At 65.8% G+C, this 25,947-nt stretch carries 22 protein-coding genes; 19 read left to right on the top strand and 3 right to left on the bottom strand.

Going from position 1 to position 25,947, the window contains the following annotated elements:
* Positions 1-13 precede the first annotated feature (13 nt).
* Positions 14-2,953, bottom strand: a complete 2,940-nt coding sequence (locus ACNQFN_RS15495) for an EAL domain-containing protein (protein WP_418646919.1) — start codon at positions 2,951-2,953, stop codon at positions 14-16.
* Positions 2,954-3,208: 255 nt separating this feature from the next.
* Between ACNQFN_RS15495 and ACNQFN_RS15490 the strand changes: the two genes are divergently transcribed.
* On the top strand, positions 3,209-4,063 hold the full coding sequence (locus tag ACNQFN_RS15490; protein ID WP_068637076.1) for a 3-hydroxybutyryl-CoA dehydrogenase: 855 nt from the start codon (positions 3,209-3,211) through the stop codon (positions 4,061-4,063).
* Between the two features lie 94 nt (positions 4,064-4,157).
* Here the strand turns inward: ACNQFN_RS15490 and rho are convergent, their stop codons facing one another.
* Together rho and trxA are read right to left on the bottom strand one after the other, a co-directional pair.
* A complete protein-coding gene (gene rho / locus ACNQFN_RS15485; protein ID WP_281178443.1) occupies positions 4,158-5,417 on the bottom strand; it encodes a transcription termination factor Rho in 1,260 nt (419 codons plus the stop codon).
* Between the two features lie 175 nt (positions 5,418-5,592).
* Entirely contained in the window at positions 5,593-5,919 is a 327-nt protein-coding gene (trxA, locus tag ACNQFN_RS15480; protein WP_068637016.1) for a thioredoxin TrxA, read from the bottom strand.
* Between the two features lie 282 nt (positions 5,920-6,201).
* Between trxA and fdxA the strand changes: the two genes are divergently transcribed.
* The 18 genes from fdxA to trpB all read left to right on the top strand — a co-directional run bounded on the left by fdxA (position 6,202) and on the right by trpB (position 25,907).
* Positions 6,202-6,525, top strand: a complete 324-nt coding sequence (gene fdxA / locus ACNQFN_RS15475) for a ferredoxin FdxA (protein ID WP_068637017.1) — start codon at positions 6,202-6,204, stop codon at positions 6,523-6,525.
* A gap of 107 nt (positions 6,526-6,632) precedes the next feature.
* On the top strand, positions 6,633-7,082 hold the full coding sequence (locus ACNQFN_RS15470; RefSeq protein WP_068637018.1) for a CBS domain-containing protein: 450 nt from the start codon (positions 6,633-6,635) through the stop codon (positions 7,080-7,082).
* A 224-nt stretch (positions 7,083-7,306) separates the two neighbouring features.
* Positions 7,307-8,977, top strand: a complete 1,671-nt coding sequence (locus tag ACNQFN_RS15465) for a long-chain-fatty-acid--CoA ligase (RefSeq protein WP_068637019.1) — start codon at positions 7,307-7,309, stop codon at positions 8,975-8,977.
* Between the two features lie 309 nt (positions 8,978-9,286).
* Positions 9,287-10,954, top strand: a complete 1,668-nt coding sequence (gene ilvB, locus ACNQFN_RS15460; protein ID WP_068637020.1) for an acetolactate synthase large subunit — start codon at positions 9,287-9,289, stop codon at positions 10,952-10,954.
* Entirely contained in the window at positions 10,954-11,274 is a 321-nt protein-coding gene (gene ilvN / locus ACNQFN_RS15455) for an acetolactate synthase small subunit (RefSeq protein WP_068637021.1), read from the top strand. Before ilvB ends, ilvN begins: the two co-directional genes overlap by 1 nt.
* 103 nt (positions 11,275-11,377) lie before the next feature.
* Entirely contained in the window at positions 11,378-12,508 is a 1,131-nt protein-coding gene (gene aroC, locus ACNQFN_RS15450) for a chorismate synthase (protein WP_068637022.1), read from the top strand.
* 181 nt (positions 12,509-12,689) lie between these two features.
* A complete protein-coding gene (locus ACNQFN_RS15445; protein ID WP_068637023.1) occupies positions 12,690-13,847 on the top strand; it encodes an MFS transporter in 1,158 nt (385 codons plus the stop codon).
* A gap of 15 nt (positions 13,848-13,862) precedes the next feature.
* Positions 13,863-14,678 carry a M48 family metallopeptidase gene (locus tag ACNQFN_RS15440; protein WP_068637024.1) on the top strand — a complete coding sequence of 272 codons (816 nt, stop codon included), beginning with the start codon at positions 13,863-13,865 and terminating at the stop codon, positions 14,676-14,678.
* An 80-nt stretch (positions 14,679-14,758) separates the two neighbouring features.
* A complete protein-coding gene (leuC, locus tag ACNQFN_RS15435; RefSeq protein ID WP_418646918.1) occupies positions 14,759-16,168 on the top strand; it encodes a 3-isopropylmalate dehydratase large subunit in 1,410 nt (469 codons plus the stop codon).
* A gap of 41 nt (positions 16,169-16,209) precedes the next feature.
* Positions 16,210-16,323, top strand: coding sequence for an entericidin A/B family lipoprotein (locus ACNQFN_RS15430; RefSeq protein WP_263461381.1), 114 nt, complete (start codon positions 16,210-16,212; stop codon positions 16,321-16,323).
* Positions 16,323-16,961 carry a 3-isopropylmalate dehydratase small subunit gene (gene leuD / locus ACNQFN_RS15425; protein WP_068637027.1) on the top strand — a complete coding sequence of 213 codons (639 nt, stop codon included), beginning with the start codon at positions 16,323-16,325 and terminating at the stop codon, positions 16,959-16,961. The genes ACNQFN_RS15430 and leuD overlap by 1 nt, the downstream gene beginning before the upstream one ends.
* A 36-nt stretch (positions 16,962-16,997) precedes the next feature.
* Positions 16,998-18,062, top strand: coding sequence for a 3-isopropylmalate dehydrogenase (gene leuB / locus ACNQFN_RS15420; protein ID WP_068637028.1), 1,065 nt, complete (start codon positions 16,998-17,000; stop codon positions 18,060-18,062).
* A 54-nt stretch (positions 18,063-18,116) separates the two neighbouring features.
* A complete protein-coding gene (gene asd, locus ACNQFN_RS15415) occupies positions 18,117-19,250 on the top strand; it encodes an aspartate-semialdehyde dehydrogenase (protein ID WP_068637078.1) in 1,134 nt (377 codons plus the stop codon).
* A 219-nt stretch (positions 19,251-19,469) separates the two neighbouring features.
* Entirely contained in the window at positions 19,470-22,523 is a 3,054-nt protein-coding gene (locus tag ACNQFN_RS15410; RefSeq protein WP_369404208.1) for a FimV/HubP family polar landmark protein, read from the top strand.
* Between the two features lie 141 nt (positions 22,524-22,664).
* A complete protein-coding gene (locus tag ACNQFN_RS15405; RefSeq protein WP_068637029.1) occupies positions 22,665-23,297 on the top strand; it encodes a CbiQ family ECF transporter T component in 633 nt (210 codons plus the stop codon).
* A complete protein-coding gene (gene truA, locus ACNQFN_RS15400; RefSeq protein WP_068637030.1) occupies positions 23,285-24,082 on the top strand; it encodes a tRNA pseudouridine(38-40) synthase TruA in 798 nt (265 codons plus the stop codon). Before ACNQFN_RS15405 ends, truA begins: the two co-directional genes overlap by 13 nt.
* Positions 24,083-24,706: a phosphoribosylanthranilate isomerase gene (locus ACNQFN_RS15395; protein WP_068637031.1), complete on the top strand. Its 624-nt coding sequence runs from the start codon at positions 24,083-24,085 to the stop codon at positions 24,704-24,706.
* Entirely contained in the window at positions 24,699-25,907 is a 1,209-nt protein-coding gene (gene trpB, locus ACNQFN_RS15390) for a tryptophan synthase subunit beta (protein WP_174524537.1), read from the top strand. Before ACNQFN_RS15395 ends, trpB begins: the two co-directional genes overlap by 8 nt.
* Positions 25,908-25,947: the final 40 nt, after the last annotated feature.

The raw sequence follows: 25,947 nt of genomic DNA, 5'->3' as shown, positions 1-25,947 counted from the left end.
GCACGCCTGGCCGTCATGCCCGGCAGACGGGAAGCTGAACCCCGTTGCGCAGCATGGTTTCGAATTCGCCCGCCGGCACCGGCTTGCTGATGTAATAGCCCTGAATCTCGTCGCACCGCTGCTCGCACAGCAGCCGGCAGTGTTCCGCAGTCTCGACACCCTCCGCGATCACCTTGAACCGGAGATTGTGGGCAAGCACTATCACGGCTCGCACGATGGCGGCGTCGCCCGGCTCGGTGAGCATGTTGCGTACGAAGGACTGATCGATCTTCAGCGTATCCACCGGAAAGTGCTTCAGATAGCTGAGGCTGGAATAGCCGGTGCCGAAGTCGTCGATGGACAGCTTCACGCCGGCATTCTTCAATCGACCGAAGGTTGCGGTCACCTTGTCGACGTCCTGGGCGATCAGGCTTTCGGTCAACTCCAGTTCGAGCAAGTCCGGTGCAAGTCCGGTCTCGTCGAGAATCCCGAGCGCCCATTCGGCCACGTCATGCCGCAGAATCTGGCGCGCGGAGATGTTCACTGCCATCGTGGCGGCCGGCAGGCCTGCGGCGGACCATGCCTTTGCCTGCAGACAGGCCGTTCGCAGTACCCAGTCGCTGATCGGCATGATCAGGCCCGAATCCTCGGCGACCGGAATGAAGCGGCTGGGCGGCACCATGCCGAGCTCGGGATGCTGCCAGCGCAGCAGCGCCTCGCAGCCGATGATCGTGCCGCTTGCCAGGCTCACCTTCGGCTGATACACGAGCTGCAGCTGGCCGGCGGCCACGGCGCCGTGCAGGCAGGTTTCGAGCTTGACGCGCTGCTGCGTCTCCTCCTTCATCTCGTGCGTGAATTCCTGGTACATGTTGCGCCCCAGGCTTTTCGCGCGGTACATGGCGATGTCGGAACTGCTGATCAGCGCTTCGGCCGTCGTGCCGTCGTGCGGAAACATGCTCATGCCGACGCTGCCGGAAAGGTGGATCTCGCGGCCCTGCACGACGAGCGGTTGCCGCAGCGTCTCGGTGATGGCTCGCGCCACGGCGTCGGCGTCGGCAGGCGTGTGCAGGCCGGTCAGCAGGATCAGGAATTCGTCGCCGCCGTGGCGGGCGACGGTATCGCCGTCGCGCACCAGCGCCACGAGTTGCTGTCCGGCCGCCTTGAGCACGGCGTCGCCGAAGGGATGGCCGTAGGCGTCGTTGACGACCTTGAAGCGGTCGAGATCCAGGAACAGCAGCGCGAGCAGACGGCCCGTGCGGCCGGCGTGCGCGATGGCCTGCTCCAGGCGCTCCTGAAGCAGGTTGCGGTTAGGCAGGCCGGTGAGTTCATCATGCGTGGCCAGATGGCGCAGGTGCTGCTCGGCCATCTTGCGTGCCGAGATATCGTTGATGATCAGCGTACGTATGGCCTGCCCATCCTGATGCAGCGCGATGATGCGCAACTCCGCATCGAATGCGCCCCGGGCGCCGAGAAAGCGGAACATGCCGGTATCCGTGGTGGCCAGAATCGCCGCCCAATCGGCGGGGCCGCCAGGAAAGGACACCACTTCCTGGATGGAGCGCCCGAGTACCTGCCTCCGTGCCGCACCAAACAGGGTTTCGGCTGCAGCGTTCCATTCGATGATGGTGAGGCTGTCATCGAGACTGAAGATCGCCGTGTCCGTGGAATCGAATATCGCGCCTTTCAACGCCAGCGAGGCCATCTGCTGCTCCTGAGCCTGCAGTAGCTTGGCGGTGTTTGCTGCGAGCTTGCCTTCCCGATCCCTGATGGCCGCGGCCATGCGGCTGAGCGCTTCTTCCAGCAACTGCGTTTCCCGGAACCCCCCGGCGGCCGGGGTGATGATCGGTACGGTTTCCGCATCGGTGCGGCCGATGGCCGCCACGCTGCGTTCCAATGCGGTCAATGGTTGCCCGAAGCGGCGTGCCAGGCGAACCGAGATCAGCACGAGGCCCAGCCCCATCGCCAGCCCCATGCCGCCCACCTGATACAACTGGCGGCGCAGCGGGGCTTCGATCAGAGAGGCTTCGCGCGACGCAATCACCATCCAGGATGAGCCGCCCTTGAGTTCGAAGCGGCGCGCGGCGGCCCAGCGGCGCTCCTCGCCCGACTGGATTTTCCCCGTGAAGGAATGGGCGGCGGATGCAATCAGCGGCGCCAGTTCTTCCGGTACCGGCAACGGTACGCGGCCGACCTGCGGGCCGCCCAGCAGACGCGGCGCATCCCCCAGTTCGACGATCTGGAGGCGGACATCGTAATCCTTGGCGATACCCGCCAGGAAGCGATTCAGCGCGGGGATGTCGAAGTCCGCGTCCAGCACGCCGAGCAGCCTGCCGTCGTGGTCCCGAAGCGCTTTCACATAGCTGAAACCCCAGAGGGGGGTGGTGCCTGCTTCCTCGAAATGGAGGATCCATCTGTACGACGCAATCCATCTGCCCTCGGCCGGGGCCGTCACCCCTGCGCGATAGAACGGGCGGGTTCGTGGGTCGTAACCGTCGCTGGAACGTTCCTCGTGCAGGGAGAATCCGTTCTCGGTCAGCATGAAATTGCGCGTGAACCTGTCGTCGGGGCGCGTGCCCGGAAAGAGCCAGAGCAGGATTTCGCCGGTGCTGGTGCGCTCGAGGGTGCCATATTCGCCGTCCGCGGGGAGGACGATGCCGAGGTAGCTCAATTCGGGCCGCTGCTCGAATGCGGACAAGGAGCTTTCCAGGGCCGGGCGCAGGCCGGCGCCAGTCGTTCCGGACATGTACAAGGCGCGCGCGGCCGAATCCACCGTCATTTCCGCCGCGGCGGCAAGGATCCGCAGGCGCTCGATCGCCCGGTCGAGCGATTCGTCGATCTTCTGCTGCGCCGATTCTTCGGTGCTGGCGGCGCCTTGCCAGACCAGGATGGCAAACAGGGCGCAGCCGAGTGCCAGGACCACGCCGACGATGTCGAGCAGCAGTGCTCTTGCGAAGGATCGGGTTTGTCTGGCCATCACGAGGCTGGGGCGCGCATGTGCCTTGTGGAATGAAAATCCGTGGTACGGGTGGGAGGCGGCTGCACGCGCAGTGTAATGGACGTGGCGGAAATACGGTGTGCATGAGCGTATGCTGGAAAGAAATGCATTGCAGCAGAGCAGGCTGGTGCCGATGCGATTTATCCGCTAGAGTCGTGGTCCATACGCAGCGGTATGGATTCGTCCCCTGGCGGCGGCTGCATGAATCGAAATCCTGACTGGAGAATGAAGACGATGAGTATCGGCAAGATCGGTGTGGTGGGTGCAGGGACGATGGGCAACGGCATTGCCCAGGCCTGCGCAGTCGCGGGCCTGGATGTGGTGATGATGGACATCGGCGAAGCGCAGGTGCAGCGTGGCCTGGCGACGATCGCCTCGAGCCTCGACCGCCTGATCAAGAAGGACAAGCTGAGCGCCGGGCAGAAGGATGCAGCGATGGCGCGGATCGTGGCGGCGACGTCGATGCCGGCGCTCGGAGACTGCGATCTGGTCATCGAGGCGGCGACCGAGAACCTGCAGTTGAAGCTCGATATCTTTGCCAAGCTCGATGCGGCGATGCGGCCCGATGCCATCCTGGCGAGCAATACCTCGTCGATCTCGATCACCAAGCTCGCCGCGGCGACCGCGCGCCCCGGCCAGGTGGTCGGCATGCATTTCTTCAATCCGGTGCCGATGATGGCGCTGGTCGAACTGATCCGCGGCCTGCAGACCACGGACGAGACCTATGCGGCGGTCGAGGCGGTGTCGAAAGCCATCGGCAAAACGCCGGTACAGATCAAGAACAGCCCGGGTTTCGTCGTCAATCGCATGCTGTGCCCGATGATCAACGAGGCAATCTTCGCGCTCGGCGAAGGCTTGGCGACGGCGGCCGAGATCGACGAAGCGATGAAGCTGGGCTGCAACCATCCGATCGGCCCGCTGGCGCTGTGCGACCTGATCGGCCTGGACGTCGAGCTTGCCGTCATGCAAGTACTGTTCGAAGGCTTCAAGGATCCGAAGTACCGTCCGGCGCCGCTGCTGGTGGAGATGGTGGAAGCCGGCTACCTGGGCCGCAAGAGTGGCAAGGGTTTCTTCGATTACGGTAAATGATGCGTCCGGCCGGCCCCGCAGCGGACCGGCCGCAAGAAAGCGAACGCCACCCGAGGGTGGCGTTCGTCGTTTCTGCCGCATGTGTGCGCTTCGTTCAGCCGCGGCCGGAGCGCATGGCGTCGAAGAACTCGGCGTTGCCCTTGGTGGCCTTGATTTTGTCGAGCAGGAATTCCATCGCATCGATGTCGTCCATGCCGTACAGCAGCTTGCGCAGGATCCAGACCTTCTGCAGCACGTCCGGCTTGAGCAGCAGCTCTTCGCGGCGGGTGCCCGAACGGTTGACGTTGATCGCCGGATAGACGCGCTTTTCCGCCATGCGCCGGTCGAGGTGGAGCTCCATGTTGCCGGTGCCCTTGAATTCCTCGTAGATCACGTCGTCCATGCGGCTGCCGGTGTCGATCAGCGCGCTGGCGATGATGGTCAGCGAGCCGCCCTCTTCGATGTTGCGCGCGGCGCCGAAGAAACGCTTGGGCTTCTGCAGCGCGTTGGCATCGACGCCGCCGGTCAGCACCTTGCCGGAAGCCGGCACCACGGTGTTGTAGGCGCGCGCCAGCCGCGTCAGCGAGTCGAGCAGGATCACCACGTCGTACTTGTGCTCGGTCAGGCGCTTGGCCTTCTCGATCACCATCTCGGCGACCTGGACGTGGCGGGTGGCGGGCTCGTCGAAAGTCGAGGCCACGACCTCGCCCTTCACCGAACGCTGCATCTCCGTCACTTCTTCCGGGCGCTCGTCGATCAGCAGCACGATCAGCTTGACGTCCGGGTGGTTGGACGTGATCGCATGGGCGATGTGCTGCAGCATCACCGTCTTGCCGCTCTTGGGCGGGGCGACGAGCAGGCCGCGCTGGCCCTTGCCGATCGGCGCGATCATGTCGATCACGCGGCTGGTGATGTTCTCCTCGCCGCGGATCTCGCGTTCGAGCTTCAGGCATTCCTGCGGGTGCAGGGGCGTGAGGTTCTCGAACAGGATCTTGCTCTTGCATTCTTCCGGCGGGCGGCCGTTGATGCGGTCGAGCTTGGTCAGCGCGAAGTAGCGCTCGCCGTCCTTCGGCGTGCGGATCTCGCCTTCGATCGTGTCGCCGGTGCGCAGGTTGAAGCGCCGGATCTGCGATGGCGAGACGTAGATGTCGTCGGTGCCGGCGAGATACGAGGTGTCGGGGGAGCGCAGGAAGCCGAAGCCGTCAGGCAGCACTTCGAGTGCGCCATCGCCACAGATCGGTTCGCCCTTGCGTGCACGGTTCTTCAGCAGGGCGAAGACGAGTTCCTGCTTGCGCAGCCTGTTCGCGCCTTCGACGCCGCTCTCCATGGCCATCTGCAGCAGTTCGCTGACGTGCAGGGCCTTGAGTTCGGACAGGTGAAGCGCGGGGACGCTGGCGTCGCGCGGCGTGGAGTTTTCCTCGCCGGCGTTCTCGACGTCGAACAGGTCGTCTTCGATCTGCGGATTCTGGGGGGAATTACCGTCGCGGTTGCGCGCGCCGCGGCGACGAGCGCGCGAAGCCCCGCGAGAACGGGCCGGAGACTGGTCCGGCTTAGATGTTGCTGTCAATGAAGGCGGTCAGTTGAGATTTGGAAAGGGCGCCCACTTTGGTCGCCTCGATGTTGCCGTTCTTGAACAGCATCAGCGTCGGGATGCCGCGGATGCCGTACTTGGCGGGCGTGTCCTGGTTTTCGTCGATGTTGAGCTTGGCGACCTTGAGCTTGCCGGCATAGTCCTTGGCGACGTCATCGAGGATCGGCGCGATCATCTTGCACGGACCGCACCACTCGGCCCAGTAATCGACCAGAACGGGGGTCTGGGACTGAAGCACTTCGGAGTCGAAGTTGCCGTCGGTCACATAGTGGATATGCTCGCTCATGATTCCTCACATCAGGGTGGCGGGTATGGACGAGGCGGAGGTGCCTCGTCGGGGTACTGCGGGTATGGAGGGGGCAGGGCAGGCAGAGTCGCCCGGCCTGGAGAGAAGCAGGGAGCCTTCTCTCGAAGAATTTCGGCGAAACTTATGCCATGACGCGGCGCGCGTCAAGAGAGTCGATGCGCCGAAAACGATGTTTCGCTCGCGAAGCGTGGTGAAAATGCAAACGACTGCACTATATTGTCGTCTGCAGGGGCCCGAGCCCTGATCTGGCTGGAGAGAACGATGGCTTACGTAGTGACCGAATCCTGTATCCGTTGCAAATATACCGACTGTGTCGACGTCTGCCCGGTGGACTGCTTCCGTGAAGGCCCCAACTTCCTCGTCATCGATCCCGAGGAGTGCATCGACTGCACGCTGTGCGTGGCCGAATGCCCGGTGGAGGCGATCTACGCCGAGGACGACGTGCCGGCGGATCAGCAGCAGTTCATCGCGCTGAACGCCGAACTGTCGAAGCAGTGGAAGCCGATCGTCGAGCGCAAGGATGCCTTGCCGGACGCAGAGGAGTGGGCGCAGGTCAAGGGCAAGCTGGGCGAACTGAAGCGCTGACCCGCCGCAGCGACAGGCGGCCGGATGCCTTCCCGGTCACCGGCCGATGCTCTAAGATGGCGCATCGATGACGCGAACGATCCTGGGGATCGAGGCAGGGAGACGAGATGCTGGTTAGCGAAATTCTCGCGATCAAGGGCAAGGTGCTGTTCACCATTGCGCCGAACAAGAGCATCGCTGAAGCGGTGGACATCATGGACGAGCAGGACGTCGGCTCGCTCGTGGTCTTCTCGCGTGGCCAGATGGTCGGCCTGCTGACCTTCCGCGAAGTCCTGCAGGGCGTCCGGCGCGGCGCGGCGGACTGGCAGTCGCTTGCCGTCGAGGATGTCATGATCGCCGATCCGCAGACCGCGTCGCCGAACATGGAGATGGACGAGCTGCGGCGCATGATGGTCGAGCATCACCAGCGTTATCTGCCGGTGATGGATGGGCATACCTTGCTCGGCGTCGTCAGCTTCCACGACGTCGCCAAGGCGGTGCTCGAGGAACAGAGCTTCGAGAACCGGATGTTGAAGAACTACATCCGCAATTGGCCTTCACAGGAAGAGGAGGCCTGAAACAGGCGAGGGGCTGCGAAGCTCCAGAGTGGTGGCGGCTTCGTGCCGCTGCCCCTCCAATGCGTGCCGCGTGAGGCACGCAGCATCCACGCTCCGCGACACATAACAGGGGTGGGATGATCGTTGGAATGGAAGGCGGGCCACGGGGCCCGCCCGACGCCTCGGGAGGGCGGCCGGTCGAACCTGGTTCGACCCGCTTTTTTCCAACAAAAGGAGGAGATACCGTGGACAAGATCTGGCTGAAAAGCTACCCCGCCGGCGTGCCTGCCGAAATCGATCCCGATGAGTTCCGCTCGCTGGGTGACCTTTTCGAGCAGAGTGTGCACCGCTTCGCGTCGCGTACGGCCTACATCTGCATGGGCAAGGGCATCACCTACGGTGAGCTCGATCGTCTGTCGGCGCAGTTCGCCGGCTACCTGCAGGGGGAACTGAAGCTGCCCGCCGGTGCGCGCGTGGCGCTGATGATGCCCAATCTGCTGCAGTATCCCGTCGCCCTGTTCGGCGCCCTGCGCGCGGGCTATACCGTCGTCAACGTCAATCCGCTGTATACCGCGCGGGAACTCGAGCACCAGTTGCAGGATGCCGGGGCGGACGCCATCGTCATCGTCGAGAATTTCGCCCATACGCTCGAACAGGTGCGTGCGCGGGTGCCGGTGAGGCACGTGGTGGTCACCAGCCTGGGAGAGATGCTGGGTTTCCCGAAGTCGATGCTGGTCGATTTCGTCGTCCGCCGGGTGAAGAAAATGGTCCCGCCCTGGCGTCTCGACGGCGCGGTGCGCTTCAGCGACGCTCTGGCCCGCGGCGGGCGTCATCGCCTGCAGGCGGTGGAACTGGGGCACGATGACATCGCCTTCCTCCAATACACCGGGGGGACGACCGGAAAGGCGAAAGGCGCGGTCCTGACCCACGGCAACATCATCGCCAACCTTCAGCAGGCCCACGCCTGGATCGCCCCTTTCATGCACGAGGGCGAGGAGGTGATCATCACCGCGCTGCCGCTGTACCACATCTTCTCGCTGACGGCGAACTGCCTGACCTTCTTCAAGATCGGCGCGGTCAACGTGCTGATCACCAATCCGCGCGACATCCCGGGTTTCGTCAAGGAACTGGGCAAGCACAAGTTCACCACCATCACCGGCGTCAATACCTTGTTCAACGCCCTGCTGAACAACCCCGATTTCGCCAGGCTCGACTTCTCGAACCTGCGCGTTTCCCTGGGGGGCGGCATGGCCGTGCAGCAGGTCGTCGCCGAGAAGTGGCGCAAGGTGACCGGGGTTCCGCTGGTCGAGGCCTATGGCTTGACCGAGACATCGCCCGCGGTCACGATCAACCCCCTCGATCTGCCCGAATTCAACCACTCCATCGGCCTGCCCGTGCCTTCGACCGAGATCAGCATCCGCGACGATGCCGACGTCGAGCAGCCGATCGGCCAGCGCGGCGAACTCTGCGTGCGCGGGCCGCAGGTGATGCGGGGCTATTGGCAGCTTCCCGAGGAGACGGCGCGTGCCTTCACGCCGGACGGCTTCCTGCGTACCGGCGACATCGCGGTGATCGACGACAAGGGCTTCATCTCGATCGTCGATCGCAAGAAGGACATGATCCTGGTATCGGGCTTCAACGTCTATCCGAACGAAGTCGAGGACGTCGTCGCCAGCCATCCGGGCGTGATCGAGGTGGCTGCGGTCGGGGTGCCGGACGAGCGCAGTGGCGAGGCGGTCAAGGTCTTCGTGGTGCGCAAGGATCCGAACCTGACCGAGGCGGAACTGATCGCCTACTGCCAGCAGAACCTGACCGGCTACAAGGTGCCTCACCGGATCGAGTTCCGCGACGATCTGCCCAAGAGCAATGTCGGCAAGATCCTGCGCCGGGAGTTGCGCGACGGCAGCGCGACGTGAAGGGCGCAGGGCTGGGCGCGCCCGGAGCGCCGGCAAGTTTTTTTGATCACGAAGCGCTTGTGTTGCCGGCGCGTTCGTGGTTTCATTCGAAGCGCAATTCATTTCGAGCCATCATGCGTTCCGTTTCCCGTTTCTTCTCCGTCGTGGTCGTAGCCGTACGCGTAGTAGGCGTAGGCATGCGCGCGTCGTAACGGGACAGAACACTCGAACTGCAGGATTCCAAACCCCCGTCGGCGCGCAAGCCCGGCGGGGGTTTTTGCATTCTGGAGCCTCGCCGGTGATGTCGCTGAAACCAAGAAGGAGAACATCATGACTCAACTCACCGGCGCGCAACTGATCGTGCGCCTGCTCGAACGCCAGGGCGTGCAGACCATCGCCGGCCTGCCCGGCGGTGCCATCCTGCCGTTCTACGACGCCCTCTCGGCCAGCAGCCAGATTCGCCACGTGCTGGCACGCCACGAACAGGGCGCGGGCTTCATGGCCCAGGGCATGGCGCGCGTGTCGGGCGTGCCGCAGGTGTGCGTCGCCTCCAGCGGACCCGGCGCGACCAATCTCGTCACCGCGATCGCCGATGCCTGTCTGGACTCGATCCCGATGGTGATCATCACCGGCCAGGTGCCGCAGGCGATGATCGGTACGGATGCCTTCCAGGAGGTCGATATCTACGGCATCACGGTGCCGATCACCAAGCACAATTTCCTCGTGCGCTCTGCCGAGGAACTGCTCGAAGTCGTGCCCGACGCCTTCCGCATCGCCATGTCCGGCCGTCCCGGCCCGGTGCTGATCGATGTGCCGAAGGACGTGCAGAACCAGCTCATCGAAGTGCAGGAGCTGCCGCCGCCGGCCGTTGCCGACCTGCCGCCGCAACTCGACCTGGCCGCGGTCGAGGAGGCCGCGCGGATGATCAACGAGGCTGTGCGTCCGGTGCTCTACCTGGGTGGCGGCGTGATCCATTCCGGCGCGTCGCCGCTGGCCGTGCAACTGGCGGAGCAGGGCGGGCTGCCGACGACGATGACGCTGATGGCGCTCGGCGCGATGCCGGTCGATCACCCGCTGTCGGTCGGCATGCTCGGCATGCACGGCGCCCGCTACACCAACTTCGTGCTCGAGGAAGCGGACCTGTTGATCTGTGTCGGCGCCCGCTTCGACGACCGCGCGATCGGCCGTGCGGCGCAGTTCTGCCCGAATGCGAAGATCGTGCACATCGACGTCGACCGCTCGGAACTGCACAAGATCAAGAACGCCCACGTCGCCATCCATGCCGACGTCACCGAAGCGCTCGAAGCCCTGCTGCCGCGCGTCAAGGCAGCGCTGCGCACGGACTGGCTGGCCCAGGTCGCGGACTTGAAGCAACGCTTTCCGATGCAGTTCCCCGACATCGGCGATCCGCGCAGCCACTACGGCCTGATCAAGGCGGTGGCCGATGCCCTCGACGACGAGGCGGTGGTCGCCACCGATGTCGGCCAGCACCAGATGTGGGTCGCCCAGGCCTACCCCTTCCGTCGTCCGCGCCAGTGGCTGACCTCGGGCGGGCTGGGGACGATGGGCTTCGGCCTGCCGACGGCGATGGGTGCGGCGCTGGCCGAACCCGAACGCACGGTGGTGTGCTTCACCGGTGACGGCAGCTTCAAGATGAACATCCAGGAGCTCGCCACGCTGGCCGAGGAGGGCCTCAACCTCAAGATCGTGCTGATGAACAACAACGCGCTCGGTCTGGTGTACCAGCAGCAGGCGCTGTTCTACGGCAAGCGCCAGTTCGCCTCCCGTTACCGGGTCGAGCCGGATTTCGTCAAGATCGCCGAAGGCTTCGGCGTGCCGGCCCTCGATCTCGACCAGGCGGACGATCCGCGCGCGGCACTGGCCAAGGCGCTCAGCGAACCGGGACCGTGCCTGATCCACGCGACGATCGATCGCGAACAATTCGTCTATCCCATGGTGCCGCCGGGTGCCGCCAACACCGAAATGATCGGAGGCTGATGATGATCGAACAAGTTGCCGACCCGCTGCCGCAAGCCACCGCTGTTGCCAAGGTCGTCCTCGAGCTGGATGTGAACAACCATCCCGGCGTGATGAGCCACATCTGCAATCTCTTCGCGCGCCGCGCTTTCAACGTCGAAGGCATCCTGTGCATGCCGGTGTCCGACGGCAAGCGTTCGCGCATCTGGCTGCTGGTGTTCGACGATCACCGGCTGGAGCAGATGGTGCGCCAGGTCGAAAAGCTGGAGGACGTGCTCAACGTCCGCCGCCATGGTGCCGAGCACGAGGTGTTCGAGCGGCTGGAAGGCTTCTTCCACTGATTTCCGCGTGCCCGCAGGGGCACGGCGGCCGGTGGGGATGGGGCGCGTGCTAGACTCGCGTCCCATCCTTTTTCGTTTTTTGTGCTGATCAGGCAGGAAGTTCATGTCCGGAAACACGCTCGGTACCCTCTTCACCGTCACCTCCTTCGGCGAATCCCACGGCCCGGCGATCGGTTGCGTCGTCGATGGCTGCCCGCCGGGGCTGGCGCTGAGCGCGGCCGACATCCAGGCCGAGCTCGATCGCCGCAAGCCCGGAACGTCGCGGCACGTGACCCAGCGCCGCGAACCGGACGAAGTCGAGATCCTGTCGGGCGTGTTCGAAGGCCATACCACCGGCACGCCGATCGGCCTGCTGATCCGCAACCAGGACCAGCGCTCGCGCGACTACGGCAACATCGTCGACACCTTCCGCCCGGGCCATGCCGACTACCCCTACTGGCAGAAATACGGCATCCGCGACTACCGCGGCGGCGGCCGCTCGTCGGCGCGCGAGACCGCGGTGCGCGTCGCTGCCGGTGCGATCGCGAAGAAGTGGCTGAAGGAGCGCTACGGCGTCGTCATCCGTGCCTGCATGACCGCGCTCGGCCCGATCGAGATTCCCTTCGTGAGCTGGGACGAGGTCGAACGCAATCCCTTCTTCGCGCCCAATGCCGGCATCGTGCCGCAGCTCGAAGCCTACATGGACGAGTTGCGCAAGGCGGGCGACTCGATCGGCGCGCGCATCGACGTGGTTGCCAGCGGCGTGCCGGTGGGCTGGGGCGAACCGGTCTATGACCGGCTGGATGCCGACATCGCCTATGCAATGATGAGCATCAACGCGGTCAAGGGCGTCGAGATCGGCGCCGGTTTCGCGTCCGTCGCCCAGCGCGGCACCGAGCACGGCGACGAGATGACGCCGCGCGGCTTCCTGTCGAACAATGCCGGTGGCGTGGTGGGCGGCATTTCCACCGGCCAGGACGTCATTGCCAGCATCGCGATCAAGCCGACTTCCAGCATCCGCCTCGATCGCTGTTCGATCGATCGCCAGGGCGAACCGGTCACCGTCAATACCCATGGCCGGCACGACCCCTGCGTCGGCATCCGCGCGACGCCGATCGCCGAATCCATGCTGGCGCTGGTTCTGATCGACCATGCGCTGCGCCATCGCGCCCAGTGCGCGGACGTGACGACGGCGACGCCGAAGATCGCCGCGCTGGCGCCCGAAGGGCAGCAGCGCCTGCCGTCGCCGCGCTGAGCGCTGGCATGGCTGGATGCGAGGCCTGCCTGCCGGGGCAGTCGAATAAGATGGGAACCATGTAGGATGGGTAGAGCCGCCAGGTGAAACCCATCGTTCATGGCATGGGGCTCATTTCTGTGTTGGTGGGTTTCGCCTTTGGCCCTATCTCCGTGGCTCGCCCCATTCTTCTATCGCTTCCATGCTTCCCTATTGGCGCCTGTCGGCCTACTACTTCTTCTATTTCGGCTTCGTCGGCGCTTTTTCGCCGTATTTTGCGCTGTACCTGCAGTCCATTTCGCTGAGCGCGGCGGAGATCGCGCTGCTGATGTCGATGATGCAACTGATGCGCATCGTCGCGCCTTACATGTGGAGCTGGCTTGCCGAGCACTTCGGCAAGCGGGTGGCGATTCTGCGGCTGTCCGCGCTGATGAGCCTGGCCGGTTTCACAGGTTTCTTCATGACCACCGAGTTCGGCGGCCTGCTCGCGGCGATGGCGCTGATGGCCTTCTTCTGGAGTGCGGCGCTGCCGCTGATCGAAGGGCTGACCTTTTCGCACCTGGGGGCGGAGGGGCACCGCTACGGCAGCGTGCGGGTATGGGGCTCGGTCAGCTTCATCGTCGCAGTGCTGGTGCTGGGTCAGGCGCTCGACCATGTGGCCATCGAATCGGTGCTGTGGGTCACGGCCGCCATCCTCGGCGGCGTGCTGCTGTGCTCCTTTTTCGTCCCCGACGCCGCATCGACGCAGGCGGGGCATGTGGCGATGAACCTGCGCGAGGTGCTGCAACGGCGCGAGGTGAGGGCGCTGCTGGGCGCCTGCTTCCTGATGTCGGCGGCTCATGGCGCGTTCTACGTCTTCTATTCGATCTACCTGGTCGGTGCGGGCTACGACAAGGCGCTGGTCGGCTGGATGTGGACACTCGGCGTGGTTGCGGAGATCATCGTCTTCATGCTGATGCCGCGCATCATGCGGCGCTTCGGCCTGCGCAGCATCCTGGTGTTTTCCTTCGCCTGCGCGGTGCTCCGCTTCGTGCTGATCGGCTGGGGCGCGGGCAGCCTGCCGGTGCTGCTGTTTGCCCAGGTGCTGCATGGCGTGACTTTCGGCGCCTATCATGCCGCCGCGATCGCGGTGGTGAACCGATGGTTCACCGGCCGACTCCAATCGCGTGGACAGGCCTTGTACGGCAGCATTTCCTTCGGCGCCGGCGGCATGCTGGGCGCCTTGCTCAGTGGTTACACTTGGGACGCCCCGGGGCCGGAATGGACTTTCACCTTCGGCTCCGTGTTCGCGCTGCTGGGACTCGCCTGGTTGGTGCGCGGTTGGCCCGCGTCCGCGCAGGACGAGGCGCGGAATCCTTGAATCGGAGGGAAAGACATGAAGCTCATTTACGGAAGCCTGTTGCCCGCCGCGCTGGCGGCGACGATCACGGTCGCCTGCCAGACGGTGCAGACCACGCAGGGTGGCGCGGTCGGGGTGCAGCGTTCGCAGATGATGATGGTGTCGGCGCAGGAGGTCGAGCAGGCCTCGAACAAGCAGTACCAGGAGATGATGAACGAGGCGCGCAGCAAGAATGCGCTGAACCGCGATGCCGCCACGGTGCAGCGCGTACGGCGCATCGTCGGCCGGCTGACACCGCATACCGGGGTGTTCCGCAAGGATGCGCCGGCCTGGAACTGGGAGGTCAATGTGCTGTCCTCCGACGAGCTCAACGCCTGGTGCATGGCGGGCGGCAAGATGGCGATCTACACTGGACTGATCGATCGGCTGAAGCTCAGCGACGACGAGATCGCCGCGGTGATGGGCCACGAGATCGCCCATGCCCTGCGCGAACATGCCCGCGAGCGCATCTCGAAATCGATGGCGACCGGCATCGGCCTGTCGGTGGCGGGCGCGGTGCTCGGCGTGGGGCAGGTGGGGCAGGACCTGATGGGCAAGGTCGCGCAGGTCACCTTCGAACTGCCGAATTCGCGCGAGCACGAAACCGAGGCCGATCGCATGGGCGTGGAACTGGCTGCGCGTGCAGGCTACGATCCGCGTGCCGCAGTCACGCTGTGGGACAAGATGGCTTCGCAGTCGGCCGGTTCGCCGCCGCAGTGGCTGTCCACCCACCCGTCGCACGGCACGCGCCAGCGCGACCTCACCGAATACGCGGCGCGGGTCATGCCGCTGTACCAGGCGGCGCGGCGCTGAGGGTTCGTGGGCGAGAGTGGCTATGGCCTGCGCCGGCCGCTTTGTGAAATAATCAATCTCTTTTGTACGGAATACACGGGATGGCAGCGCAAACCCTGTACGAAAAGCTCTGGTCCAGCCACGTCGTCCATGAAGAGGCCGACGGCACGGCCCTGATCTACATCGATCGCCACCTGGTGCACGAAGTCACCAGTCCGCAGGCTTTCGAAGGACTGAAGCTGGCCGGGCGCAAGCCGTGGCGGATCAGCTCGATCGTCGCCACCGCCGACCACAACACGCCGACCGACCACTGGGAGCAGGGCATCCTCGACCCGGTGTCGCGCCAGCAGGTCGAGACCCTGGACGCCAACATCCGCGAAGTCGGCTCGCTGGCCTACTTCCCGTTCAAGGACGAACGCCAGGGCATCGTGCACGTCATCGGCCCCGAAAACGGCGCCACGCTGCCGGGCATGACCGTCGTCTGCGGCGACTCGCACACCTCGACGCACGGCGCTTTCGCCTGTCTGGCGCACGGCATCGGCACCTCCGAAGTCGAGCACGTGATGGCGACGCAGTGCCTGCTGCAGAAGAAGTCCAGGACCATGCTGATCAGGGTCGATGGGCAGCTCGGCCAGGGCGTCACCGCCAAGGACGTCGTGCTCGCGATCATCGGCAAGATCGGCACGGCCGGCGGTACCGGCTATGCGATGGAGTTCGGCGGCAGCGCGATCCGTTCGCTGTCGATGGAAGGCCGCATGACGATCTGCAACATGGCGATCGAAGCAGGCGCGCGAGCCGGCATGGTCGGCGTCGATGAAACCACCATCGAATACCTCAAGGATCGCCCGTTCTCGCCCAAGGGCGAGGCCTGGGAGCAGGCGGTGGCCTACTGGCGCACGCTGAAGAGCGACGAAGGCGCGCAGTTCGACAAGGTCGTCGAACTGAAGGCCGAGGACATCCTGCCGCAGGTCACCTGGGGCACCTCGCCCGAAATGGTCACCACGGTCGATGGCCGCGTGCCCGATCCGGCCGCGGTGGCCGATCCGGTGCGCCGCGAGGGCATCGAGCGGGCGCTGAAATACATGGGGCTGGAGCCGAACACGCCGATCACCGAGATCGCCGTCGACCAGGTCTTCATCGGCTCATGCACCAACTCGCGCATCGAGGATCTGCGCGAAGCGGCTGCGGTGGCCAAGGGCCGGCGCAAGGCGGACAGCGTCAAGCGCGTGCTGGTGGTGCCGGGTTCCGGGTTGGTCAAGCGCCAGGCCGAAGATGAAGGGCTGCACGAGATCTTCGTCGCCGCCGGCTTCGAATGGCGCGAGCCGGGCTGTTCGATGTGCCTGGCGATGAACGCCGACCGGCTGGAGCCGGGCGAACGCTGCGCCTCGACTTCGAACCGCAACTTCGAAGGCAGGCAGGGCGCCGGCGGTCGCACGCATCTCGTCAGCCCGGCGATGGCCGCGGCCGCCGCGGTGACCGGCCACTTCACCGACGTGCGCCAGCTCGGCTGAGCCGCGCGTTCGCCAGGAGTGTCCCGATGAGGGGAGCAGCAATGGTCCTCGCCGCCGTGCTCGCCGGGCTGTCGCTCGGCGCCTGCAACACCGTGCATGGCATTGGCAAGGATATCGAAAAGGGTGGCGAAGCCATCCAGAGGGCAGTGAAATAATGAATCCGTTTACCAAGCTCGACGGCCTGGTCGCGCCGCTCGACCGCGCCAACGTCGACACCGACGCCATCATCCCGAAGCAGTTCCTGAAGTCGATCAAGCGCAGCGGCTTCGGCCCCAACGCCTTCGACGAATGGCGTTATCTCGACGTCGGCCAGCCGGGCCAGGACAACAGCAAGCGTCCGCTGAACCCGGATTTCGTGCTCAACCAGCCGCGCTACCAAGGCGCGCAGATCCTGCTGACGCGTGACAACTTCGGCTGCGGCAGCTCGCGCGAGCACGCGCCGTGGGCGCTGGAAGACTACGGCTTCCGCGTGCTGATCGGGCCGAGCTTCGCCGACATCTTCTTCAACAACAGCTTCAAGAACGGCCTGCTGCCGATCAAGCTGGATGCAGCCGAAGTCGACGAACTCTTCCGCCAGTGCGAAGCGAACGAAGGCTACCGCCTGGTCGTCGACCTGGCGGCGCAGACCATCACCCGTCCGGACGGCAGGACGATCGGCTTCGACATCGATCCCTTCCGCAAGGAATGCCTGCTCAACGGCTGGGACGACATCGGCCTGACCCTGCGCCATGCCGACAAGATCAAAGCCTACGAAGAGCGCCGGCGCGCCGAGCACCCCTATTACTTTGCCTGAGCCGCTGCGGCGCGGGCCAACAGGAGAAAAGACGGAATGAAGATTTGCGTGCTGCCGGGCGACGGCATCGGTCCGGAAATCATGGCGGAGGCCGTGCGCGTGCTGCAGGCGCTCGACCTCGGGCTGGAGATGGAAGAGGCATTGCTCGGCGGCTGCGCCGTGGATGCGACCGGCACGCCTTATCCCGAGGCGACGCAGAAGCTCGCACGCGAAGCCGATGCAGTGCTGCTCGGCGCCGTCGGCGGCCCGCAGTGGGACAACCTGCCGCGCGAGCAGCGCCCGGAACGCGGCCTGCTCGGCATCCGCAAGGATCTGAACCTGTTCGCCAACCTGCGCCCGGCGATCCTGTACCCCGAACTGGCCAACGCCTCCTCGCTGAAGCCCGAGGTCGTCGCCGGCCTCGACATCCTGATCGTGCGTGAGCTGACCGGCGACATCTACTTCGGCCAGCCGCGCGGCATCGAGACCCGCGAAGTGGACGGCACGCAGCAGCGCGTGGGCTGGAACACGATGATCTACGCCGAGTACGAGATCCGCCGCATCCTCAAGGTGGCCTTCGAGGCGGCGCAGAAGCGCGGCAAGAAGCTGTGCTCGGTCGACAAGATGAACGTGCTCGAATGCACCCAGCTGTGGCGCGACATCGCCGAGGAAGTGGCCAAGGACTATCCGGATGTCGAACTGAGCCACATGCTGGTCGATAACGCCGCGATGCAGCTGGTGCGTGCGCCCAAGCAGTTCGACGTCATGGTCACCGGCAACATGTTCGGCGACATCCTGTCGGACGAAGCCTCGATGCTGACCGGTTCCATCGGCATGCTGCCGTCGGCCTCGCTCGACGCCAACAACAAGGGCCTGTACGAGCCTTCGCACGGTTCGGCGCCGGACATCGCCGGCAAGGGCGTCGCCAACCCGCTTGCCACCATCCTGTCGGCGGCGATGATGCTGCGCTATACCTTCAATCAGGAAGAGGCCGCGCAGCGCATCGAGAACGCGGTCAAGACGGTGCTCGCGCAAGGTCTGCGCACCGGCGACATCTACGAGCCGGGTACGAAGAAGGTCGGTACCCGCGAGATGGGCGACGCGGTGCTCGCCGCCCTGTAAGCTGTCGGGTCCGAACGGATTCTTCGAAAAACGTTTTTGCTGAGAGTGATGAACATGAATCGAGTCGGTCTGGTTGGCTGGCGTGGCATGGTCGGTTCCGTGCTGATGCAGCGCATGGTCGAAGAAGGCGACTTCGCCTTCATCGAGCCGGTGTATTTCTCCACCTCGAACGCCGGCGGCAAGGCGCCGTCCTTCGGCGGCAAGGAAGCGGCTGCGCCCTTGCTGGACGCGACGGACATCGACGCGCTGAAGAGTTGCGACATCGTCGTGACCTGCCAGGGCGGCGACTACACCAAGGAAGTCTTCCCGAAGTTGCGTGCCACCGGCTGGAACGGCCACTGGATCGACGCCGCCTCGGCGCTGCGCATGAACGACGACGCCGTGATCATCCTCGACCCGGTCAACCGCGACGTCATCGACGCCGCGCTGGACAAGGGCGGGCGCAACTGGATCGGCGGCAACTGCACCGTGTCGCTGATGCTGATGGGCCTCGGCGGCTTGTTTCGGCACGGCCTCGTCGAGTGGATCTCGGCGATGACCTACCAGGCGGCCTCGGGCGCCGGCGCGCAGAACATGCGCGAGCTGATCAGCCAGATGGGCACGATCCACGACTCGGTCAAGGACTTGCTCGCCGATCCGGCCTCGGCCATCCTCGAGATCGACCGCAAGGTCGCCGAGACCATGCGCTCGGACGGCTTCCCGAAGAAGAACTTCCGCAACACGCCGCTGGCCGGAAGCCTGATCCCGTGGATCGACGTGCCGGTCGAGCACGGCCAGAGCAAGGAAGAGTGGAAGGGTGGTGCCGAATGCAACAAGATCCTCGGCAACCCGGCGTTCCGCACCCCGGGCTCGATCCCGATCGACGGCTTGTGCGTGCGCATCGGCGCGATGCGCTGCCATTCGCAGGCGCTGACCATCAAGCTGAAGAAGGACGTGCCGCTCGACGAGATCAGCGACATCATCGCCGGCGCCAACCAGTGGGTGAAGGTCGTGCCCAACGAGCGCGAACTCACCGAGCGCGAACTGACGCCGACCGCCGTCACCGGCACGCTGTCGGTGCCGGTCGGCCGCCTGCACAAGATGGCGATGGGGCCGGACTATCTCGGCGCCTTCACGGTCGGCGACCAGTTGCTGTGGGGGGCCGCCGAGCCGCTGCGCCGCATGCTGCGCATCCTGGTCGAGCGCTGATCGAGCGTCAAGAATCGGCATTCCGTGCCGTAATCAGAGGGGGCTGCGGCCCCCTTTGCTTTTCCGGGGGCTGCGATCGCGGTATTAATTCACGCCGTGCATCCGTGAATTGACGTGGATTGCTGCGGCTCACTGGGGAAGATGCTAGATTTCTAGCCCAAACCACGACGCTTTTCGACAGGAAAGCTCGGCTTTCGGGGGAAACGCAGTTTGAAGACCATGATGAAAACCTCGCTCAAGGCATCCCTGATTGCGCTGGCCATCGCTTCGATTCCGCTCGGCTCACAGGCCGCGGGCCTCGGGCAGATCAACGTCTTCAGCGGCCTGGGTCAGCCACTGCGCGCAGAAATCCAGATCAGTGCGACGGCGCAGGAACTGCAGTCGCTGACGGCGAAAATCGCGTCGCCCGAAGCTTTCCAGCGGGCAAGCATCGCGTATTCGGCTGCGGCCGCGGCGATTCGGGTCAGCGTCGATACGCGCGCATCCCGCCCCGTCGTCCGCCTGTCCAGCGACCGGCCGATCAACGATCCTTTCGTCGATCTGCTGGTCGAGCTCGATTGGGCCAACGGCCGCGTCGCCCGGGAATACACTTTCCTGCTCGATCCGGTCGATCTCACCGCGCCCCAGCCGCTGGCGGCGGCCGTCGATATGCCGGCCACGCCCGCCGCACGCAGCCAGGCGCCGACACGGTCGGCACCGCCGCCTGTCGCGCGAACGCCCGTCGACTCCTACACGGTCCGCCGCGGCGATACCCTGAACCGGATCGCGACTGCCAATGCACAGCCGGGCGTGACGCTCGACCAGATGCTGGTCGCCTTGTATCGCGCCAACCGCAATGCCTTCGATGGCGGCAACATCAACCGCCTGCGTGCCGGTGAAGTGCTCGCCATTCCCGATGCCGATGCAGCCCGCGGCATTGCGCCTGCCGAGGCTCGGCGCGAGATCCGGGTCCATTCCGCCGATTTCGATGCCTACCGCCGCGGCCTGGCTGCCGCCGCGGCCCGCCGCGCACCGGCACAGCAGGCCGAGGCCGGGCAGGAAAGCGCGGGCAGGATCGTGCCGCGCGTCGAGGAACCGCAGGCGCCCGCGGACAATGGCGACCAGTTGAGGGTTTCCCGCAGCCAGCCGGCGCAAGGCTCCGCCGATGCAGACAGCCGCCTGCAGGCGCTCGAGGAAGAACTGGCCGCACGCGAGCGGGCGCTGGAGGAGGCCAATGCCAGGCTGGCGCAGCTCGAAGCGAGCATCAACGACATGAAGAAGCTGCTCGAGCTGCGCAGCGCACCGCTCGCCCAGCTGCAGCAGGAAGCGGAAGGCATGCCGCCGGTAGCCGAACTGCCGTTGTCGCCCGTTGCCAGCGAATCTGCAGCCGAGCCGCTGCTGTCGGCGGCTGCGGTGGACACGCCCGCCGCGGCCGAGGAGCCGGCGGCTGCATCGGATGCCACCCAGCCGGCCGAGGCGGGCCAGGCCGAGCCTGCCCAGCGTGCAGAAGCTCCGGCCGCAACCGCCAGCGCGGAGGCTGCCGCGCCGGAAGCCGCCAAAGTGGCCGAGGCTGCGGCAAAGGAGGCGCCGCCGAAGCGCCCGGTGCGCAGGGCGCCGCCGCCACCGCCGCCACCCGAGCCGAGCTTCATGGAGTCGATGATGGAAGACCCTTCCGTCATCGCGGGAGGTGGCGGCATCCTGGCCTTGTTGCTCGGTTATGCCGGCCTCAAGCTGCGGAATCGGCGCAAGGCGGCTGCCGCTCCTGCGCCGGCAGCCTTGAGCGAGCTGGCCCCGGGTGGACAGAGCGTGTTCGACTCGACCGGCGGGCAGAGCGTCGATACCGGTGCCAGCAGCATCATGCAGACCGACTTCAGCCAGACCGGGCTGTCGGCGATCGATGCCGACGAAGGGGTCGATCCGGTTGCGGAAGCCGATGTCTACATGGCGTATGGCCGCGACGTGCAGGCGGAGGAGATTCTGCAGGACGCGCTGAAGGCCGATCCCGCGCGTACGGCGATCCACCTGAAGCTGCTGGAAATCTACGCCCAGCGCAAGGATCCGCGCCAGTTCGAGACCGTCGCCTCCGAACTGTTCGCACAGTCCGGCGGCCAGGGCAGCGACTGGGAGAAGGCCGCGGCGATGGGCCGCAAGCTGGATGCCGACAATCCCCTGTATGCCGAAAAGCCGAGCGAGAACGAAGTCCCGACCGAGATGCCGCTGGGCGTCGCGGCAGGTGCGGCGGCCGCGGTTGCGGGCGCAGTCGGATCGGCTGCAGCCGAGGCGCCGGCGGACAGTTTCAGCGTCGAAGCCGAGCCCGCAGCGCCGGCGCGGACTTCCATTCCGGTGTCCGAGCCGGCCTCGCTGGCCGATCTCGATTTCACCAGCTCCTTGCCCATGGGGCCGAGCCAGTCGCAGATGCGCGACACCTGGATGGTGCCGGGCGAACTGAGCCAGCTCGGTGGCGAGAAGGAAAGCGGCGAGGAAGGAGCCGATGCCTTGCCCGATTCCGTGCAGGCCCCGGCTGCAGTCGATGCCGCTGCGGAAGCAACTGCCCCGGAAGCCGAAGTCGCCGGAACGCTCGACGCCGGGGTGATCGACTTCGAACTCGACCTGGGGGGCGAAACGCCGGCAGCGCCGGTCGCAACGCAGGCGGCTGAGGATGCAGGCCTGACTTTCGATCTCGAGATCGACGAAGCGGGCAGCGCCGGCGGGGCGGCAGACGCCGCGACCGAGTCCGCAGCGCGTGCGGCCGAAGAGAGTTCGCAAGCGGCGGCGACTGCGGATGTGGGCCTGGCGTCCGCGCTCGATTTCGAGCTGCCCGATCTCGATCTGACGCCCGCCGGACCCCAACCCGGGGGCGGATCGGACGATGTGCCGATGCCGGTCGTTGACATCGAGCAGACCAGCTTCGACAGCAGCTTGCTGGATTTCGATTTCGACATCGATGCACCGGTGCCGCCTCCGGCGGCCGGTGCCGCGAGCCTCGACCTGACCTCGATCGATCTGGATCTGGACAACTTCGGTACCTCGCCGGCGGAGGATGGAACGACCGTTCCGATCTCGATCGAAGCGACCCAGCTCGGCCAGTCCCAGGTGGATTTCGCTGCGGCCGACACTCTCGATGCCGATTTGGCGGCGTCCGGTGACGAAGTGGAGACCAAGCTCGAGCTGGCGCGCGCCTACGACGACATGGGCGACAAGGAAGGCGCGCTCGAACTGCTGGATGAAGTGCTGCGCGAAGGCTCCGCAGCGCAGCAGGCAACCGCCCGCGAGATGATCGAGCGCCTGTCCTGAGTTCGAATCCGGATTTGCCCCCGCAGGGCCGTAGCTCTGCGGGGGCTGTCTTTTTTTGCCGCGGCAAGCGTCGGCAGGCAGAATGCGCCCCAGGCAAAATATTCCCTCTTCGCCCCCGCCGAGGGCTTCTTCATTACAGGCATGCATTCAGGACTTCTGCTGTCGTTGTGGTTCGCCGGCGTGGCGTCGGTACAATTCCTCGGCCCGGTGGCGCTGGCGTGGGTCGCCGCCGCCAGCCTGGCGCTCGCACTCGGTTTCGCCCGTGACAGGGCGTTGCGCCTGCTGCGCCGGGTACGGGTGCTGATGTTTGCCATCGTGCTGCTGTTCGGCTGGTTCACGCCGGGCGAAGCGGTGTTCCCGTCCTGGCCACAGCTTTCACCCAGCCGTGAGGGGGCGATGCTCGCCCTGGTCCATGGCGGGCGCCTGATCGCGGTGGTGTGTGCGGTGGCGCTGTTGCTCGAACGCCTGCCGGTCGAGCGTCTGGTTGGCGGGCTCTACAGCCTGAGCCGTCCTTTTTCCGTGATCGGCCTGCGTGCCGGTGACCTGGCCTTGCGTCTGATACTGGTGCTGCGCTTCGTCGAGGCTTCGCCGCGTGGCAGTGCGACGCACTGGAAGGACTGGCTGCGCGACACTGGTGACGATGGCGCCGGTGGCGAGCTGGAGCCGGTCAGGCTCGTCCGCGAGCGACTGGGGCCGCTGGATGTCGCCGTTGCCGCAGCATTGGGGCTGCTGGGCCTGGGGGTGTCGCTGTGGAGCCTGCCATGGGCCGCATAGCGCTCGGCATCGAATATGCCGGCGATGCCTTCTGCGGCTGGCAGAGCCAGGCGCATGGCCGCACGGTGCAGGACGTGCTCGAACGGGCGCTGACGGAGATCGCCGCCGCGCCGGTGCGCCTGCACTGCGCGGGGCGCACCGATGCCGGTGTCCACGCGAGCGCCCAAGTGGCGCATTTCGATACCGAGGCGTCACGGCCGATGACGGCCTGGGTGCGCGGCGTGAATGCCTTGCTGCCGGCGGCGGTGGTCGTGCGCTGGGCGGTGGCGGTGGATGAGGATTTCCACTCGCGCTTTCTCGCCTATGAGCGCCAGTATCGCTACATCCTGCACAACAGTCCGACGCGGCCGGCGATGCTGGCCGGGCGGGTCGGCTGGTTCCATGCGCCGCTGGACGAACTGCGGATGGCCGAGGCGGCCGAATGCCTGGTCGGCACGCATGATTTTTCGTCCTTCCGTGCCGCCGGCTGCCAGTCGAAGACACCGGTTCGCGTCATGCGCGAAGCGCGCGTCGCCCGCCAGGGCGAATACCTGCTGTTCGACTTCCGCGCCAATGGCTTTCTGCATCACATGGTCCGCAACCTGGTCGGGGCGCTGGTCTATGTCGGCAAGGGGCGTTACCCGGTGGAGTGGATGCAGGCGCAGCTCGCAGCGCAGGATCGCATCCATGCTGCGCCGACCTTTGCACCGGACGGCCTGTACCTGTGCGGTGTTGCCTATCCGCCGCGCTGGCCGCTGCCCGGCGATGGGCGTATCATCGCGCTGCCTCAGCTCCCCCTCACCTGAATGCCCCGTACCCGAATCAAGATCTGCGGCCTGACGCGCCCGCAGGACGTGCGTGCCGCCGTCGAACTCGGTGCCGATGCGATCGGTTTCGTCTTCTATCCGCCCAGCCCGCGTGCGCTCAGCATCGATCGGGCGGCCGAACTCGCGGCCTTGCTGCCGCCTTTCGTCACCGCCGTTGGCCTGTTCGTGAATCCCGTGCGGGAAGAGATCCAGGCCGTGCTCGAGCGTGTGCCGCTGCAACTGCTGCAGTTCCACGGCGACGAGAGCGAGGCCGATTGCGCCGGCCACGGCAGGCCATGGATCAAGGCCGCGAGGATGCGGCCGGGGGTCGATCTGGTAGAATTCTCGGCTTCGCATCCGCACGCCAGCGGGATCCTCGTCGACGCCTTCGTCGAGGGTTATGGCGGCGGAGGGAAAACTTTCGACTGGTCGCTGATTCCTGAGGGCTTCGGGCGGCCGCTCGTGCTTTCCGGCGGGCTCGACGCGGACAACGTCGCCGAGGCGGTGCGGCGCCTCCGGCCGTGGGCGGTCGACGTCTCGAGCGGAGTCGAAAGCGGCAAGGGAATCAAGGATGCGGCCCGGATCGCCGCGTTCATCGATGGAGTTCGACAAGCAGATGGCTGACATGCCTTACCAGTTTCCCGACGCAAGCGGGCATTTCGGCCCTCACGGCGGCGTTTTCGTCGCCGAGACCCTGATGCCGGCGCTGGCCGAGCTGCGCGAGGCCTATGCCGCGTGCCAGGCCGACCCCACCTTCATGGCCGAGTTCGAATACGAGCTCAAGCACTACGTCGGCCGTCCGAGCCCGATCTACCACGCCAAGCGCTGGTCGGAGACGCTCGGCGGCGCGCAGATCTACCTGAAGCGCGAAGACCTCAACCACACCGGCGCGCACAAGGTCAATAACTGCATCGGCCAGGCGCTGCTGGCCCGTCGCATGGGCAAGCAGCGGGTGATCGCCGAGACCGGCGCGGGGCAGCACGGTGTCGCCACCGCGACCATCGCCGCGCGCTACGGCATGGAATGCGTGGTCTACATGGGCTCGGAAGACGTCAAGCGCCAGGCCGCCAACGTCTATCGCATGAAGCTGCTCGGCGCCACCGTGGTGCCGGTCGAGTCCGGCTCGAAGACGCTGAAGGATGCGCTGAACGAAGCGATGCGCGACTGGGTCACCAATGTCGCCGACACTTTCTACATCATCGGCACCGTGGCCGGGCCCCATCCCTATCCGCTGCTGGTGCGCGACTTCCAGACCGTGATCGGCAAGGAATGCCTGGTGCAGATGCCGGAGATGGCCGGGCGCCAGCCGGACTACGTGATTGCCTGCGTCGGCGGCGGCTCCAACGCGATCGGCATCTTCCATCCCTACATCGGTGCCGAAGGCGTCCGCCTGGTCGGCGTCGAGGCGGCGGGCGACGGCCTCGAAACCGGCCGCCATGCGGCGCCGCTGACCACCGATGCGCCCGTCGGCGTGCTGCACGGCAACCGTACCTACCTGATGCAGGACGAGGACGGCCAGATCATCGAGACGCATTCGATTTCAGCCGGCCTGGACTATCCGGGCGTCGGCCCCGAGCATGCCTGGCTGAAGGATTCGAAGCGCGCCGAGTACGTCGCCGCGACCGATGCCGAAGCGCTGCAGGCTTTCCACGACCTGTGCCGCTACGAAGGCATCATCCCGGCGCTGGAGTCCTCGCACGCGCTGGCTTACGCAGCCAAGCTGGCGCCGACGCTGCCGCGCGACCAGATCCTGCTGGTGAATCTGTCGGGCCGCGGCGACAAGGACATGCACACCGTCGCCGAACGTTCCGGCATCCAGTTCTGAACCTCCCCGGGCCGCCTTGCGGCCCGCTGCGTGATCGAGA

It is taken from the genome of Thauera butanivorans (genome assembly GCF_048398245.1).
GTDB classification, from domain to species: domain Bacteria; phylum Pseudomonadota; class Gammaproteobacteria; order Burkholderiales; family Rhodocyclaceae; genus Thauera; species Thauera butanivorans.
Note: the sequence above shows the minus strand (reverse complement) of the source record. Positions and strands in the feature narration are given on the sequence as shown.

What these genes read in the sequence shown, in the direction of transcription:
- ACNQFN_RS15410 (WP_369404208.1), top strand. Translation starts at nt 19,470, where the DNA reads ATGATGAAAACCTCGCTCAAGGCATCCCTGATTGCGCTGGCCATCGCT.
- aroC (WP_068637022.1), top strand. Translation starts at nt 11,378, where the DNA reads ATGTCCGGAAACACGCTCGGTACCCTCTTCACCGTCACCTCCTTCGGC.
- ACNQFN_RS15495 (WP_418646919.1), bottom strand. Translation starts at nt 2,953, where the DNA reads ATGGCCAGACAAACCCGATCCTTCGCAAGAGCACTGCTGCTCGACATC.
- truA (WP_068637030.1), top strand. Translation starts at nt 23,285, where the DNA reads ATGGGCCGCATAGCGCTCGGCATCGAATATGCCGGCGATGCCTTCTGC.
- ACNQFN_RS15445 (WP_068637023.1), top strand. Translation starts at nt 12,690, where the DNA reads ATGCTTCCCTATTGGCGCCTGTCGGCCTACTACTTCTTCTATTTCGGC.
- leuB (WP_068637028.1), top strand. Translation starts at nt 16,998, where the DNA reads ATGAAGATTTGCGTGCTGCCGGGCGACGGCATCGGTCCGGAAATCATG.
- trpB (WP_174524537.1), top strand. Translation starts at nt 24,699, where the DNA reads ATGGCTGACATGCCTTACCAGTTTCCCGACGCAAGCGGGCATTTCGGC.
- ACNQFN_RS15430 (WP_263461381.1), top strand. Translation starts at nt 16,210, where the DNA reads ATGGTCCTCGCCGCCGTGCTCGCCGGGCTGTCGCTCGGCGCCTGCAAC.
- leuD (WP_068637027.1), top strand. Translation starts at nt 16,323, where the DNA reads ATGAATCCGTTTACCAAGCTCGACGGCCTGGTCGCGCCGCTCGACCGC.
- ACNQFN_RS15470 (WP_068637018.1), top strand. Translation starts at nt 6,633, where the DNA reads ATGCTGGTTAGCGAAATTCTCGCGATCAAGGGCAAGGTGCTGTTCACC.
- ilvB (WP_068637020.1), top strand. Translation starts at nt 9,287, where the DNA reads ATGACTCAACTCACCGGCGCGCAACTGATCGTGCGCCTGCTCGAACGC.
- ACNQFN_RS15440 (WP_068637024.1), top strand. Translation starts at nt 13,863, where the DNA reads ATGAAGCTCATTTACGGAAGCCTGTTGCCCGCCGCGCTGGCGGCGACG.
- ACNQFN_RS15405 (WP_068637029.1), top strand. Translation starts at nt 22,665, where the DNA reads ATGCATTCAGGACTTCTGCTGTCGTTGTGGTTCGCCGGCGTGGCGTCG.
- ACNQFN_RS15395 (WP_068637031.1), top strand. Translation starts at nt 24,083, where the DNA reads ATGCCCCGTACCCGAATCAAGATCTGCGGCCTGACGCGCCCGCAGGAC.
- asd (WP_068637078.1), top strand. Translation starts at nt 18,117, where the DNA reads ATGAATCGAGTCGGTCTGGTTGGCTGGCGTGGCATGGTCGGTTCCGTG.
- ACNQFN_RS15490 (WP_068637076.1), top strand. Translation starts at nt 3,209, where the DNA reads ATGAGTATCGGCAAGATCGGTGTGGTGGGTGCAGGGACGATGGGCAAC.
- leuC (WP_418646918.1), top strand. Translation starts at nt 14,759, where the DNA reads ATGGCAGCGCAAACCCTGTACGAAAAGCTCTGGTCCAGCCACGTCGTC.
- fdxA (WP_068637017.1), top strand. Translation starts at nt 6,202, where the DNA reads ATGGCTTACGTAGTGACCGAATCCTGTATCCGTTGCAAATATACCGAC.
- ilvN (WP_068637021.1), top strand. Translation starts at nt 10,954, where the DNA reads ATGATGATCGAACAAGTTGCCGACCCGCTGCCGCAAGCCACCGCTGTT.
- trxA (WP_068637016.1), bottom strand. Translation starts at nt 5,919, where the DNA reads ATGAGCGAGCATATCCACTATGTGACCGACGGCAACTTCGACTCCGAA.